This is a genomic window from Eubacterium sp. BL-380-WT-2B, from assembly GCF_009696115.1.
Lineage (GTDB): Bacteria > Bacillota > Clostridia > Eubacteriales > Eubacteriaceae > Eubacterium > Eubacterium callanderi.
Genome location: NZ_VUMP01000005.1, coordinates 384,800 through 400,014, shown reverse-complemented (window position 1 = coordinate 400,014; position 15,215 = coordinate 384,800). Strand labels below are relative to the sequence as shown.

Annotated in this window: 11 protein-coding genes; 8 read left to right on the top strand and 3 right to left on the bottom strand. The window is 44.8% G+C overall.

Annotation, left to right across the window (positions count from 1 at the left end; all coding sequences use genetic code 11):
- Nucleotides 1–117: 117 nt before the first annotated feature.
- The 3 genes from FYJ53_RS12195 to FYJ53_RS12185 all read left to right on the top strand — a co-directional run bounded on the left by FYJ53_RS12195 (nucleotide 118) and on the right by FYJ53_RS12185 (nucleotide 3,879).
- Entirely contained in the window at nucleotides 118–1,365 is a 1,248-nt protein-coding gene (locus FYJ53_RS12195; protein WP_148428551.1) for a nitrate/nitrite transporter, read from the top strand.
- A gap of 21 nt (nucleotides 1,366–1,386) precedes the next feature.
- Nucleotides 1,387–2,814, top strand: a complete 1,428-nt coding sequence (locus tag FYJ53_RS12190) for a trimethylamine methyltransferase family protein (RefSeq protein ID WP_187367926.1) — start codon at nucleotides 1,387–1,389, stop codon at nucleotides 2,812–2,814.
- 168 nt (nucleotides 2,815–2,982) lie between these two features.
- Nucleotides 2,983–3,879: a hypothetical protein gene (locus FYJ53_RS12185; protein WP_013378473.1), complete on the top strand. Its 897-nt coding sequence runs from the start codon at nucleotides 2,983–2,985 to the stop codon at nucleotides 3,877–3,879.
- Between the two features lie 40 nt (nucleotides 3,880–3,919).
- On the opposite strand, the gene FYJ53_RS12180 is transcribed toward FYJ53_RS12185, so the two are convergent.
- Nucleotides 3,920–5,800, bottom strand: a complete 1,881-nt coding sequence (locus tag FYJ53_RS12180) for a diguanylate cyclase (RefSeq protein WP_148428547.1) — start codon at nucleotides 5,798–5,800, stop codon at nucleotides 3,920–3,922.
- 304 nt (nucleotides 5,801–6,104) lie between these two features.
- Here FYJ53_RS12180 and FYJ53_RS12175 point away from each other — a divergent pair, with 304 nt between their 5' ends.
- The 4 genes from FYJ53_RS12175 to FYJ53_RS12165 all read left to right on the top strand — a co-directional run bounded on the left by FYJ53_RS12175 (nucleotide 6,105) and on the right by FYJ53_RS12165 (nucleotide 10,442).
- Nucleotides 6,105–7,502 (top strand): SLC13 family permease, encoded by a 1,398-nt coding sequence (locus tag FYJ53_RS12175; RefSeq protein WP_148428545.1) that lies wholly within the window; start codon nucleotides 6,105–6,107, stop codon nucleotides 7,500–7,502.
- 162 nt (nucleotides 7,503–7,664) lie between these two features.
- The gene (locus tag FYJ53_RS21510; RefSeq protein WP_243143979.1) at nucleotides 7,665–8,078 is read left to right on the top strand and encodes a hypothetical protein; all 414 of its coding nucleotides are present in this window, start codon (nucleotides 7,665–7,667) and stop codon (nucleotides 8,076–8,078) included.
- Complete coding sequence (locus tag FYJ53_RS12170) at nucleotides 8,023–9,042, top strand: uroporphyrinogen decarboxylase family protein (RefSeq protein WP_243143978.1); 1,020 nt, start codon at nucleotides 8,023–8,025, stop codon at nucleotides 9,040–9,042. Before FYJ53_RS21510 ends, FYJ53_RS12170 begins: the two co-directional genes overlap by 56 nt.
- A gap of 17 nt (nucleotides 9,043–9,059) precedes the next feature.
- Complete coding sequence (locus FYJ53_RS12165) at nucleotides 9,060–10,442, top strand: SLC13 family permease (RefSeq protein ID WP_013378468.1); 1,383 nt, start codon at nucleotides 9,060–9,062, stop codon at nucleotides 10,440–10,442.
- 296 nt (nucleotides 10,443–10,738) lie between these two features.
- Here the strand turns inward: FYJ53_RS12165 and FYJ53_RS12160 are convergent, their stop codons facing one another.
- On the bottom strand, nucleotides 10,739–11,545 hold the full coding sequence (locus tag FYJ53_RS12160) for a bifunctional 2-polyprenyl-6-hydroxyphenol methylase/3-demethylubiquinol 3-O-methyltransferase UbiG (protein WP_187367925.1): 807 nt from the start codon (nucleotides 11,543–11,545) through the stop codon (nucleotides 10,739–10,741).
- Between the two features lie 127 nt (nucleotides 11,546–11,672).
- Nucleotides 11,673–13,148: a hypothetical protein gene (locus FYJ53_RS12155; RefSeq protein WP_148428541.1), complete on the bottom strand. Its 1,476-nt coding sequence runs from the start codon at nucleotides 13,146–13,148 to the stop codon at nucleotides 11,673–11,675.
- Between the two features lie 677 nt (nucleotides 13,149–13,825).
- On the opposite strand from FYJ53_RS12155, the gene FYJ53_RS12150 reads away from it, so the two are divergent.
- The gene (locus tag FYJ53_RS12150; RefSeq protein ID WP_013378464.1) at nucleotides 13,826–15,208 is read left to right on the top strand and encodes a hypothetical protein; all 1,383 of its coding nucleotides are present in this window, start codon (nucleotides 13,826–13,828) and stop codon (nucleotides 15,206–15,208) included.
- Nucleotides 15,209–15,215: the final 7 nt, after the last annotated feature.

The window sequence follows — 15,215 nt, the reverse complement described above, 5'->3', positions numbered from 1 at the left end:
TTTTTATATGCTTTAAAAAGTTTTAAGTGTTATATTCATTAAAAACAGACTTGGCACACAACTTGCATTATTCTAACAAGCATAACCGGTTAAATATTTTATTTAGGAGAAGCGAAAATGGATTTTAAAAAGAAAAGGTGGATTATCATTCTGTTAGTGACGATCAGCTATGGGGCTGTCTGGCAGTTCCCGTATATGCTGGAAACCTACTATATCCCTGTACAGCAGGCCTTTGGCTTTACAAATGAACAGATTGGCTCAATGATGACTGTTTTTGGGATTGTTTCCGTTATTCTATACTTTCCCGGCGGATATCTCTCCGACAAATTTAGCGTTAAAGCCCTGATAACAGTCTCTTACTTAGGAACAGCCGCACTCGGGTTCTGTATGCTGCTGATTCCTCCGCTTCCAATCATGCTTGTCATTCAGTTTGGCTTTGCCGTTACCACCATTTTTACTTTTTGGGGAGCGATCATCAAATTTATTCGCATTATGGGAGATGACAGTGAGCAGGGAAAGCTCTATGGATTGTTTTTTGCCTTTTCCGGCATCTTTGGCGCACTGGAGGGCTTTGCGGCAACCGCTTTGTACAGCGGTTTAGGCGAAAATATAACTGCTTTTAAAGCTTTGATCATCTTTTTTGCTCTGGTCGTCGCTGTTCCAACGCTCATCTTCTTTGTAATTTTCAAGGAAAAGGAAGCGCTGCCAGATACAGGCTCCGAAGAAAGCAAAGTCAATCTCCGTGATCTTGGAAAGGTATTAAAAATGCCCATTGTCTGGATTATGGCCATTGTTGTTTTGTGTGCCTACATTCCAAAGTCTTCCCAAAGTTATTTTCAGCCTTACATGAGCGAATACTTTGCTGTTCCTGTCGCCTGGATTTCAGTCATTGCCATCTTCCGGCAGCAGGTTGTGCGCTTAGTGGCCAACCCGCTGGCCGGCTGGCTTCGCGACAAAATCGGCGCGTCGTCGATCGTCATGCGGATCGCCTTTGTCATCGGAATCCTAGCCTTTGCAATGGTTCTTTTCACACCGCTGAATCCAGCGCTTGCCTGGGTAATTGTTACCTCCTTATGCCTGGTATCTGCCCTCTATAATATTTCTGTCACCTGCAGCTTTATCCCGATTTCAGAAGCAGGTATTTCCGCTAAATATACGGGCACCATCTCTGGTTTTGTTTCCTGTGTGGGCTATTCCAGCGATATCTGGTTCTATAAAGTCGGCGGCGGAATGATCGACGCCAACGGCTTCTCAGGCTATCAGCAGATCTTTATCCTGTGCCTGGTTTCCTGTGTTGTTGGAATCGCTGCTACCTTTGTTCTGAAAAAATCAGTTTTAAAAACAAAAACAAGCAATAACCAATAGTATTACTTTATGGAGGAAAAAATGCAAATCGCAAACTATCAACCTGTATTATCAAAAACAGAAATGGAATTAATCCATGAAAAGTCTCTTTACCTGCTGGAAAACAACGGCGAGATCATCGAGAGTGATGAAATCCTGGAAATCTGTAAAAAAGCAGGGTTTCGTGTTGAGGGACAGCGTGTTTACTATCCCCGGCAAAAGGTTGAAGCTGCTTTAGAGCAGGCCCCCAAAGACTTTATGCTTCGCGGACGGGATGGACGTAAGGCTTTCAGTATCCGGGAGGACGGAACAAAGCTCGCTCCGGCTCTTGGGCCTATGAATGTCCTGGAGGACGGTCATTACCGGCCAACGACCATGAAGGACATGGTGGATTTCACAGTACTGCATGAAACCAGCAGCTTAATGCGAACAGTAGGGGCAAATATGCTGAGACCCCGTGATCTGCCGCTGTCACCCCTCGACAACGCGATGACCCGGCTGGCAATCACCCTTGCTTATTCTACCAAACCGCTTCAAACTTTTTGTGAAGGCGGCGAAATTTCTGACAAAAGCTTTGAAATGATCAAGCAATTTTACGGCGGCGTCCGTGACGAGGATGTCTACGCCATGATCTGTATCAGCACTGCGTCACCTTTTCGTTTGACCCAGGATACCTGCGAAACCTTACTGTCGTTTTGCAGATGCAACCAGCTTCTATGGGCCCAGGGCTCAGGAATGCCCGGTTTAACAACACCGCCGACCCTGGCAGGAACCCTGCTCCAGGGCAATGCTGAAAAGCTGGGAATCATCACTCTTTCTCAGACCATCAACCCTGGAAATCCAGTTATGTACAGCCTGATTTCCATGCTTTCCGACCTGCGCTACACCTCCTGTGTTGTAGCCACACCCGAATCTCCCTACCGCATGATGGCCGAAAAGGATATGGCCGACTTCTATGGTCTGCCAAGCCTTGGGACCACTGGCCTGGCAGACGCCAAGGAGCTCGACTACCAGTGCGGCGCAGAAGCCTTTATGATGTTTTATTTTGCCTACCATTCAAGTCCGGATCTGGTTGCCCAATCTCTTGGCGTACTGGATTCCTATAATACCATCAGCTACGAAAAATTCATTATGGACGAAGAAAACGTTCAGTCCATTCTAAAATTACTGTCACCTGTCGCCATTGATGAAAAACGCATGAAAATCGATAAAATTTTAAAAGCAGGCCCCGCCGGAAATTATCTGGCGAGAACGGACAAAGCTTACCGGGAAGATTTCTACCGCTCATCTTTATACTTTAAAGAAAGCTCAGCGGAGTGGATGGCCCAGGGCCGTCCCAGTCTTGAAGCCGAAGCCCGGAAAAAATACCTTGAGCGCATCGCTGAGTATGAGCCCGGCGATTTTGACCGGATACAGCAAAAGATCATTGATCAGTACATTCCCAAGAACCTTCAGCTTAAGAATAAATAGACTGTCAAAAAGCAGCCTGTCGCCCAACGCATAAAAAGGACAGGCTGCGCGTTTTTTGTCAGAAAGCTTCTTATGTTTTGTTTTTAACAATCTTTCTCCTTATTCCCTCCTGCTATGCCATTGTCAGACGCTTTTCTTTATGATATGCTTTTCATACGGAGGTTTGACATGAGCTATGACACTAAAAAAATGAAAAAAAGGATGCTGGCTACACGGCTTATCCTGGCTTTGATTCTCACCGCATTTTTTATCTATTTTGTCTATCAGATTGCTTTGGAGGATAAGGGGGACGCGCCGCAGCAGGCCTCCGCCGAGGCTGAGGACACCTTTGTGTCCTGGATGAACAACAGCCTGTACAGCAGCAATAATTATTCTATCCGCCTTTATCTGACCGGCGGCTGTCCTGGGGAGACCCTGGATTTTTCTTCTTTAGAAGACCTGCCTTTCTGGAGCTGGGTGAACGCCGTGGCAAAAGGTAACGGCGGCCCGCTGGACATCGCTGTGGACCGGGTAAATAAAACAGCCGCTTTCAGCAGCGGCGGAGAATACCAGTTTCTGTCCGTTAAGGACGGCCGGCTTTTGTTAAGTTTGCCCCAGGAAGACGGCAGCTACAGCACGCTGCAAACCAGCGACCCGGAAACTCTGCGCGCCGTTGACGGCATCCTGTTTTTAGACGATCCCGAATTTTTCAAGGCCTATGGAAAAACAATCCTGAGACCAGAGCCCAGCCCGGTCAACGCTTCAAAGCCTGTCACCCTTGAACGCACAGTAAAAAGCGAGGGCTTCTGTCAGCCTTTTCTGCAGAACAGCGGCAGAATCCTTGAGGGACGTGACAGCATAAAAGGAAACTGGTCCTATAGCGATTATCCTGAAAAAACGCTGGCGATTTCCGGAAATTTTTCTTATTATCTGGACACAGTCAATGCGCTTTTACATAACCTTCCCTTTGAGGATGACAATCATTTCAGGTGGCCTGGCAGCATTTCCCCTGAACCGCCGCAATGTCCGATACAGATTGTTTACAGCCAGATCAACCATACAGGCCCCATCGAACATAATTTTTAACCAATAAAAAAGCTTCGCCGGACAGCGAAGCTTTTTTATTTTAATTCTCTTTGAAATAAATGAATTGGTTTTTTCCGTGAGCCTTTGCAAAGTACAGCGCCTGATCAGCCTTACCCAGCAGTTCTTTATAGGTTGTTCCGTTTTCCGGGAACAGGGCAATGCCGATACTGCCGGAAATGCAGTATTTTTTCTGGACTCCGACGCGGCAGCTCTCAAAAATCCGGATGATCTCCTGCGCCTTTCTGGTCACCACCTCTGTATCCTGAATATTCTTCATAAGCACGACAAACTCATCGCCGCCGATTCTTCCCACAACGTCGCTTTCTCTGAAAATACCGGAAATTTTCCTGGTAACCTCCCGCAGGACCCGGTCTCCGGAGATGTGCCCAAAGGTATCGTTGACCTGTTTAAAATCATCCACGTCAATCATCAAAAGCCCGGCCCTCTGGACGCCGGCGTTTTCTTTCATCCAAAGCTGAATACGGCTTTCCGCCGCGCCCTTATTGAAGGTCTGAGTCAGAAAATCTTTTTCCGCGGCTTCCATGATCTTTTCCTTTTCCCGCATTTCCTCATCAATATCCATCAGGATACCAATGCCCTTGCTGGGCGCTCCGTTTTCGTCAACAATCAGGCTGACCCGGGAACGGCACCACAGCGGGTAATGGCTGCTGTCATACACGCGGAACTCGCCTTCGGCATAGGGCTCTCCGCCAGCAATTTTCCTGTAGGTCTGCAGGAACACCGCCTCATCGCTTTCGGGCACGCCCCCGGCCTCAATAACCGCCTCGGGAAAATGCTCGCTGGGGGACTCAAATCCAAACTTTTGCCTGAACGTGTCCGAATGATAAATATGCCCGGTTTTTATATCCCACTCAAAAATAATATCCTTTGACTGAGCCATGACGATTTCATAGCGCCGTTCATTGGTTTCAAGCTCCTGATGGGCCCTGCGGAGCTCTTCATTTTTCCGTTTCTGGATTCCGAGGACATAAAGACAGAGCACGGTAAATACACCGAAGAGAATGCAGCAGAAAACCGCAGCCTGCATGACCAGACCTGCCGCCCGGCTCTCAACCACCTCATTGGGCACCACTGAGAGCAGATACCAGTCGTTAATGCCCACTGGCAGATAGCGCATAATGCGCCTTGTGCCGTTCCACTCATAGGACACACTGCCGCTTTTGCCCTCCAGCATATTGACCTGCATGGTCTGAAGGGCAAAGGGGTCCTCAAAATAAGAGTCCTCAAAATCCGTATTCAGATTTTTCAGTGTTTTATCGGCATTCTCATTATTAGAGGTGACAAAAACCTCGCCATTGCGCCGGGCCATATAAGAATAACCCTTTCCGTCAAAGGTGTTGACATCCAGAAGCTCGGTCAGATCGGTCAGATAATACCGGCCCATGACCGCGCCAATGATGGCGCCCTGCCGGTAAACCGGGACAGCCATCACAATGGACTCCTCCATGTTGTCCTTTGGCATTGTCGGGTTTGAGATGACAGGCACACCCACCATGGCGTACCGGAAGTGCTCCTTATCTGACACGTCAAAGGTGTAAACGGCATTGTCCTTAATCTCATAGGCTACTCCGTCTGCCCCGACCACAGCCACATCTCTGAAATCAAGTGCTTCATCGGTCTGCCGCAGCGCCTCCATAATCTGGTCATCGCCCAGCGCCAGGTCTGTCGCGCCAATGACCACTGCCGCGGCCTTAAGATTTTCAATATCATCATCAAATTTTTGCCTGATCAAAGCAGCGCTCTGGATTCCAACCTCCTCCAGGTACTGCCCAGTTTCCTCTGATACTTTCCTCTCAACGGATTTAACATATATAAAAGAAACGCCAATCACAACCAAAACCGCCGCAATGACAATAACGCCACTGCGCAGCCAGCCGGAGCGTCTGCGCTTATCTCTCATCCCTACGCCTCGTTTTTCCAATCTTATGATCTGATAAGCTCAGTATATCGGAAGTCCTATTATAAGTCAATGACTGTGGGCACCTTACTGATTTATTCTAACTGAACGGATAATATTGAATATCCGTATTTTTCTGCCGCACCGCAAAATTTTTGACGTCCTTTATAATTTTGTCCACAAACTGTCAATTTCAGAAAATTGACAATTCCTTTCTGCACATTGACGGCTTTTAAAATTCTTTGTAAAATCATACCAACGTACGAATATCTGATATTTAGCGACATGCCATTTTAAGGAGAGGTACATGAATACTCTATTCACTCTAAAAAAATATTTCACAGCGGTTAATAAAGAAAAATGGTCCTGGTTTGTGACGCTTCTGGTACCAGCGATTATAATGCTGATCCCTGAAAATGAGGTATTCACCCATGAAATAAAGATTTTTTCAGCCATCACCTTAACGGCTATTTTTATATTTGCTTTTGGGTACATTCCCCAACTTGTTGTTGGACTCATTCTGCCCATATTTTATAATATTACAAATCTCGCCCCCACAGAGGTGGTATTTTCTCCCTGGACGAGCACAGTTCCATGGATGTTTATGGGCGGCATGGTTCTTTCAAACATTCTCATGCGGACTGGCCTTCTTAAAAGAATCGCTTATATGCTTATTGAGCACGCAGGCAATACTTATTACAAGCTCCTGCTCTCCATTACGCTCTCCGGATTTATCATGAATTTTCTGGCACCGGGGGAGAGCTATATCCCAATGGCCATGCTCACCTATGGTATCTGCGCAGCGCTGGAACTTGGAAAATCATCTACCTCTGCCGGGATCATGCTGACGGGATTTTTCTCGTCCTATATGCCAAAGTATTTTATCTACAGCAGTGAAATCAATAACCTGCAGACATTAGGCTCAACAGTGACTCAGACACATCTGACCTTCTTTCAGTACTTTTATCACAATATCCCCAGTATCCTTTGGATTTTTATTCTTGTCTTTGTTACCGCCCGGCTCACAAAGCCGGAGCATAAGCTGAACGCAGTGCATCACGCTCAAAATGAGCTTGCGCAGATGGGGCCTATGACAAAAACAGAGAAAAAAACAGCGCTTGTCAGCGCTCTGGTCTTTTTGTATTTCCTGACCTCGGGCCTTCATCATCTGCCTCTTGCCTGGGGATTCCCTTTAGTCGCACTGATCTTCTTCCTTCCTGGCGTAAAACTTGGCAGGCCAGAGGATCTTACTTCTGTCAATTTTGGGATGATTGTTTTTATCGCCTCCTGCCTGTCCATCGGTTATGTGGCTAACTATATTGGATTCGGCAGTCTTATTGCCGGACTGATCCTGCCTCACCTCAGCGCTTCAAACATTACACTTACCCTCATGATTATCTGGATAATCTGCGTCGTTACCAACTTCGCACTGACCCCTCTGGCAATCTGGGCCACCTATACGGTCCCTTTTGTACAGGCTGCGCAATCACTCGGCATTAACGCTCTGGTGGTCTATTACCAGATGTATCAGGCTTCCTGCCAGGTCCTTTTTCCTTATGAATGGGCGCTCCCTCTTTTCTATTTTTCTTTTGGCTTAATTAAGACAAAGGACTATACCAAAATTTTTGGAACGGTGATGATTCTTAACTTTTTTTACATGCTTTTGGTTTATATTCCATACTGGCGGCTGATCGGTTTGATTTAGGCCTTTTGAATACGCTGTCAATTAAGTGTCAACCGCTGTAAATTGACAAGTCTTCTTATTTCGTTGATTCGTAATTACAAGATAATATATAATTCAGTCAGGCCATTGCAATGGAGAAAAATTTGAACTTCAAAAATCATTTGAATATGTGAGGATAATAAAATGAGTGATCAAAAAATGACCAGCGCCCAGGAAAAAAAGGCGGAAAGAACAAAGTTATTCGAGGATGTATACAGTGGTATTATCCCCAAACGTGTACCGATTAAAGCCTCAATGACCCTTGAGGCCGCTCTGGAGTATTCAGAAATTCCTGTCGGTAAAACGCTTTGGGATCTCGACCCTGAAAATATAACCACAGCCATGGACCGCGTCTGTGAGTTCATCCCATCCGATACACCGGCTGTCGGCGGCATTTTAAAAAATCCGGCTGTCTTTAAGCTCCTTGGCTCAAAAGGCTACTCAATGGGACAAACTGGTTATATGCAGCATACCGATCTTGAGACATTAAAAGCAGACGAATATGACGCCTTCATCAAGGATCCCTACACTTTCAAAGTCCTTACCCCGTATCTTTGAAAACCTGGACACCGATTCTCCGAGGGCTGGTATGGTTTTAGCCGAAGCGATGAAAGCCTTTTATGACCATCAGGCAAAATTCAATGCGATTAAGGCCCCTGTATTTAAAAAATATGGTTACTTTACACCACCGGCAGGCGCAAACACATTATGCCAGGCATCATTTGACCTTATCGGTGATTTTTTAAGAGGCGTTAAAGGCATTTACATGGATGTCCGCCAGCGTCCGGAAAAAATTATTGAAGCCTGTGAAGCGATGCTGCCCATGCAGGTAAAAAGAGGCCTTCCAGCTAAAACCCATAAGCTTGGAGAAGTTTTTATGCCGCTCCATCTCGGAACATACTTAAGAAAAAAAGACTTTGAAAAAATATACTGGCCCTCCTTCTCTAAATTCATCCATATTATGGCAGAAAACGGGCAGACCGCGTCACTTTTCTGTGAGCATGACTGGATGCGTTATCTTGACCTGCTCCAGGACCTTCCGGAAAATACCAGGATTCAGTTTGAATACGGCGATCCTAAAGTCATTAAGGAAAAGCTTGGCAATAAGCATATTTTATCCGGATTATATCCCATCACCCTGACAAAGACCGGCACAAAGCAGGAATGTATTGACAAGGCAAAGGAAATGATTGATATTATGGCTCCGGGCGGACGCTTTATCTTCAACTTTGATAAAAGCGCCATGTCGCTCGATACGATCAATATCGAGAACTATGCGGCTGTTATCCAGTATGTGGCTGAAAATACCAATTATCAAAACGCAGGAGCAACAGCCAGAGGCCCTGAAAATACTCCATACGAAAAACCAGATACCACGGTCAGCTCATTTGCATCGCCTTTCTACACGAATTGGAAAGATGTTCCCAAAACGGAAATTGAAGCATCGCTTGAATCCACCGTCGATCCTCTTCTTCAATCCTATGAAGACATGCTTTACAGAATGATTTTTACAATCATTTAACTTAAAGGAGGCGCCCTATGCCAGATGCTATTCGCAAAACAAATCCCAAAACATTGATCATGTGGATCTGTGTGATCGCTGCGCCCATTATCGTCATGCTGATTCCCACGCAGGGTGTTTTTACCCCTCAGCTGCGAACCTTCTCCGCCATCACACTCACAGCAATTCTTTTGTTCGCTTTTAATATTTTGCCCAATTTTGTCGTGGCAGTCGCTCTGCCTGTTTCTTATATGCTCCTGAACGTCGCTGAACCAAATATCGCGTTTGCCGCTTGGTTCAGCAATATTCCCTGGATGTTTATGGGCGGGTTTTTACTCGCCAATGTTCTGGAGAGAATCGGACTGCTTAACAGAGTTGCTTTTTGGAGCATTATTAAAACGGGCGGTACCTACAGCGGTATTCTCTGGGGGCTTGCCATCGCGGGGATTATTTTAAATCTCATCGCACCCGGCAAGGCATATGTCCCAATGGCCGCCTTATCTTTTGGTATCTGCAAGGCTTTAAATTTTGAAAAATCAAGAGAGAGCGCGGGCATTATGATGGGCGGCTTTTTTGCCTCATGGTTTCCTACTTTCTTTCTATACAATCCGACCTTTGCCATCATGCCTTCTTTAGGCAAAGAGGTCGCTCCGGTTCAGATAACATGGCTTCAATATTTTATCAATAATATCCCTTTTGTTCTCTGGCTCGCAGTTTGTATTTTTATGGTTATTAAGCTTTGCAAACCCAAAAAACAGATTGATATTAAGGATTATGCCATTCAGGAGTACTCAAAACTTGGAAAAGTATCCCTTGAAGAAAAAAAGTCCATCATTGTGGTCTCTCTATTATTTATTTTCATGTTTACCAGCGACCTCCATGGTATTGATGTCGGCTGGGGCTTTGCCTTAATTCCGCTGCTTTTCTTTATTCCGGGGATCAACGTAGGCAAGCCTGTCGATATCAGTAAAATCAATTTTACCATGGCCATCTTCACCACCGCGTGTCTGTCCATTGGTCATGTTGCGAACTCTCTGGGAATAGGCCAGATCATCGCCAACGCAGTGCTGCCGCTGCTTCAGGGTAAAAGTGTATTCTTTGTTATCGGCGCAGTCTGGCTGGTCTGTGTCGTCGCTAAAATTTTCCTGACACCCCTTGCGACTTACGCGACCTTAACCGTTCCCCTCACTCAGATTGCCCTCAGCCTTGGTATCAGTCCGCTTGTCATCTATTACACCATGAACCTGTCGACCACAGAAATCCTGTTCCCTTATCAATGGGCACTCGTTCTTATTTTTATGGGCTATAATTTAACCAGCGGTAAAGATTTCACCAGAATCTGGGGGACCAAGATGGTTTTAAGCTTTGTCTTTGTCCTTGCCATCGCTGTTCCATATTGGATGCTTATCGGACTTATATAATATCAAAAAAAGACTGGAATCCCCCTCCAGTCTTTCAGTCTGTCATAACCCCTGAGAGACGAAGCCTTTTACCTAAGGAAGAAAAAGCGTCCTGCGGGCACCGCCCTTACACGGATAGCTTTTTCACCAAAGTAGATTCTTGATCTCGCCAGTGTCCGGCTGTTCCTATAGTGCGGCACGATTCCTGGCCGTTTACCACAGCGCCTGGACCTTTTTGCTTATCTGGATAAAAGGCGCAGTCTCGGACTGTGCCTTTTCTTTGACACGCTAAAAGGCTGGCCTCCAGTCTTTTTTAATCACACCTCCCAGTACAGCGCAAACTGGGTTGTCCGGACCTCTTCCTCCACAATACCGTTTACCGCGTGCTCGATCAGGTATTTTTCGATACTGGCCTCTTCTTCGTCAGTCAGTGTTCTTTTACTTCTCAGGTCGTTTTTGAAAATATCGACGGCTCGTTCCAGTTCAAAGCTGCGCACCCAGTTATGCTCCCGGTATTCCACAGCCGGAAAAAGCCCCTTCTCCCAGAGCAGATTAAAGGCATACTGAAGCTGGGGATAGCGGGGATCTGGCTTTTTACCAAAAACTTTCTTTTTAAGCCGGTCCGCCACTGAGCCGGTTCTCAAAACCGGATGGATATACAGGCACCAGCCGCAGCTGGCTTCTGTCAGCTTCTCAAAGGTTTCTGCCGACTGGATGGCCGGGGTCATATTCGCCAGCACAAAGTCGAACTTGCCTTTCCAGCCCTTGTCCGCCATCTCCAGGGTATGCCAGTTATCGCAGGAAAAGAAAGCATTGCCTGTTCCGGCCTCTCTGGCCCGCTGCTCAGCGTTTTTAATCATTTCCTCCGAAAAATCGGTTCCCCAGGCCTCGGCACATTTTTTCGCAAAATAGACCGTGTATTTTCCAGCGCCGCAGCCAACATCCAGAAACGCGCCGTCCGCTGGCAGCATGCCGTGCCGCTTAACAAGAGCAGCCACCCAGTCGTCATCCTCAACACCTCTCTGCTTTGCAAACTCCTGTGCCCGGGCGTTCCACATATTCATGGACGCTTCTGTATCGCATTCCGGCATTTTCCAGTCGCCGATGATGATTTCCTTATTCATTTTTCCCTCCTTATATTCAATCGCCATTTTATTGACATGGTATAATCATATCTCCTAATCCTTAAATATACGCTTCTATACCGTTATCATTCAAAAAAATCTGTAAATTTTCGCAGTGATCATAAAATCAGAGCATGTTTTTCAGTTGTCGGATAACTTCCTCTTTTTCGCGGTCAACAAAGGGAATAGAATACCAGTACTTTTCTAAATAGTTATAAAAAGCGGCGCATATTGATGACTCATTCATCAAAACAAAAGCATCCTCGTTATTTTCTTTATTAATTAACACAGAGCCATGTTCTTTTATCCACAAATCCAGCCCGTCCAGCAAATTTCCCTGATTCTTCCTGAAAAACGCAATTTGAAAATTGGGAAAATTTTTCAAAAGCCAGATCAGATACTCTACCTGTCTGCGGATATCCCCGCTCTCTAAGTATATCATCTGTCCTGTATATAATTCCAGCTCCTTGGCTTTTGTTTTGTCATCGCACATCCCTCGGATAAGACTTTCCTTATCGATGAGTAAATGATATTCAAAATTTTTAATGTCCTTTAAAAACTTTTGATTATAATTCCGAAAGCTTTCAAAAAAAGCTTTGATATTCTCCGACGGAATTTCATTTTTTTCTAAAATGTTTTTAAAATTATCCTTTGGCATATTCATAAAGAAGGACAAATCATTCTTTATATATGCGTTCCCGTATTGTCCTGAAAATTCCTCAAAGGTGCTTGGCACCTGATTTTTTGGAATAACGGTGTGCGACTGCCGGCAGTGTTTTTTGGCCGCAAGTACCATCTCTTCACAATGGCGGACTGTTGGGATATCCGTATACATGTGGGTAATATCCTTCTGAGTGATATCATCAGACGAAATTTTCGCAAGTGCCATCTTATTTTTCAGCACGACAATATTGGGTTTATACAGCATGTAGGAGTAATCCGGGTAATAGAGATACTCGACATTTCCGGTAAGAAGCATGGGAAGCCGGTACAGCAACGTGTTAATAAGGTAATCAATGCTATGATTTAGTGAGATTAAAAATGTAATCCGGTGTCCGGCTTCTGCAACTTTTAAATATTGCTTTTTCCACTCGGTAAAAAACGCGGTGTCCTCAGACTGCCAGCTATAATGCTCGGTCCAGTCGAGCACGTATACCTCCTGCGGTGTTTTTTCGAGCAAAACTGACTGGATAAATTCCTGAGCCGCCTTTCTTCTGCCGTTCTTTCCCTGAAATGTTTTTACCTTGGCGGTATAGACTGTCTTATCTGTAAAACTTCCTCCTCCGGCGCTTACCTCATCAAGGGAGGTCAGCCAGCGCTTCAGTAATATGACCAGAGCCTCTCTTGTGAGATCATCGGTTTCCTGATAGGTTTCGGCCAAAAGCTTTTTAACAGTGCGGTACTCTGTCTCTTTATCCAGGAGAATAAAAAAATTTGCGATCTCCCCGCAGGCTTCTGAGTTGACGTTGAGCTTACGTTTCCCATTTTTCAGCTTACTGACCAAAGAGGTATCGACATGAAGATAATTTGCCAAGTCGGTTCCTTTTACATGAAATAAATCCATCAGATAGTTTAAACGTGATAATTCCTGATCCCTTTTCATTTTCCCCTCCATTAAATTCTTTTTTGTCCATAATCTGTCAACACGTGAAAATTGACATTTCCCGTGATTCAATTGACGTTTTTATATAATCTTTGTAAAATCAACTTAAATACGAATCAGCTTAACAAAAAACCCTTACATCCGCAGGTAAAAGCCGGAAATAAAAAAATCGGTATCTACTGATAAAATAAAGTTTGCCTGATTCACATTCTTTATCCTGCAATTACTATTTTATCAATTCCCAGAAGTAACTTTTTACTTAAATATTAAAACGTTTTTAGCTCCTATACTCAAAGCGATTGTTATTTTTACTTCTGGGAATGAGCTGACCCCATTGCCGCCTTACCACTCTTATCTTTTATAATATCATAAACCCTGACTCCATAGAGGTTGTATTTTCACCCTGAGCAAATGCTGTTTTCCAGATGCTTATGAGCAGCATGCTTCTCTCCCGGTTGAAAGAGTACTCTGGTTGTTTATCATATAGAAAATTGGCAGACTGATCTGAAAAATTCCAGTCCAATGGTTTTTCAGTCTAAGCTTCAATCTTCCTTCTGTCACTAAAGCTCAATCCTTGCCGTTAAACATGTCTTTAAAACTTATTGATTCGTAATAACAAGAAATACACAATTTTATAAAAGCATTGCAATGCAAATAAAAATATATGAGGTAAAAAAATGAATGAACAAAAGCTGACACCAGCACAGGAAAAAAAGGCGGAACGGACAAAGTTATTCGAAGATGTCTACAGCGGCGTTATCCCAAAACGTGTTCCAATAGTGGCAAGTATGACGCCTGAGGCTGCTTTGGAATATTCAGACATCCCTGTTGGAAAAACGATTTGGGATTTAGATGCAGACAGTATTGCCAGGGCTTTAGACAAGGTCTGCGAAATGATTCCCTCCGACACACCGGCAGTGGGTGGGATTCTTAAAAACCCGGCGGTCTTCAAGCTTCTGGGCTCAAGAGGCTACTCCATGGGGCAGACTGGTTATATGCAGCATGTCGACCTTGAAACACTCAAGTCTGATGAATATGATGAATTTATTAAGGATCCATTCGCCTTTATTGTGACGAAATCTCTTCCGCGTATATTTGAAAACCTTGACAGTCATTCACCAAGAAGCGGAATGGCGCTCGCAGAAGCGATGAAAGCTTTTTATGATTATCTGGCAAAATTTGATTCTATAAAAGCACCGATTTTTGCCAAATACGGCTACTATTCACCACCGGAAGGTTCAACCACCCTCTGCCAGGCCTCCTTTGATTTAATCGGTGATTTTTTAAGAGGCATTAAAGGGATTTACATGGATGTGCGCCAGCGTCCGGAAAAAATTCTGGAAGCCTGCGAGGCGATGCTGCCCATGCAGGTGAAAAGGGGGCTCCCGCCAAAGCCTCATAAACTTGGCGAAGTATTCATGCCGCTCCATCTGGGAACTTACCTGAGAAAAAAAGATTTTGAGAAACTGTATTGGCCAAGCTTCTCAAAATTTATCCATATCATGGCAGAACACGGACAAACCGCCTCGCTTTTCTGTGAACATGACTGGATGCGCTATCTTGATTTACTGCAGGATCTTCCAGCAAATACAAGAATCTTATTTGAATACGGCGATCCAAAAATTATTAAGGAAAAGCTGGGCAATAAACACATTCTCTCCGGCTTGTATCCCATCACCTATATAAAAACTGCGACTAAACAGCAGTGCATTGATAAAGCAAAGGAAATGATCGACATCATGGCACCCGGCGGACGCTATATTTTTGATTTTGATAAGAGCGCCATGTCCCTTGATACGATCAATATGGAAAACTATGCTGCCGTCATTCAATATGTCGCTGAAAATACCAATTACGCCAACGCAGGCACTGCTGTCAAAGCGTCAACAGCCGAATATGAAAAGCCCGACACCAAGGTGCCGCGTTTTGAATCTCCCTGTTTTACAGACTGGCAGAAAATTGAAAAAAACGAAATTGAAACTCAGCTTAAAGACACTGTTAATCCCATTTTACAATCCTATGAAGAAATGCTGTTTCGGATGATTTTTACCATTATTTAAGTATTTG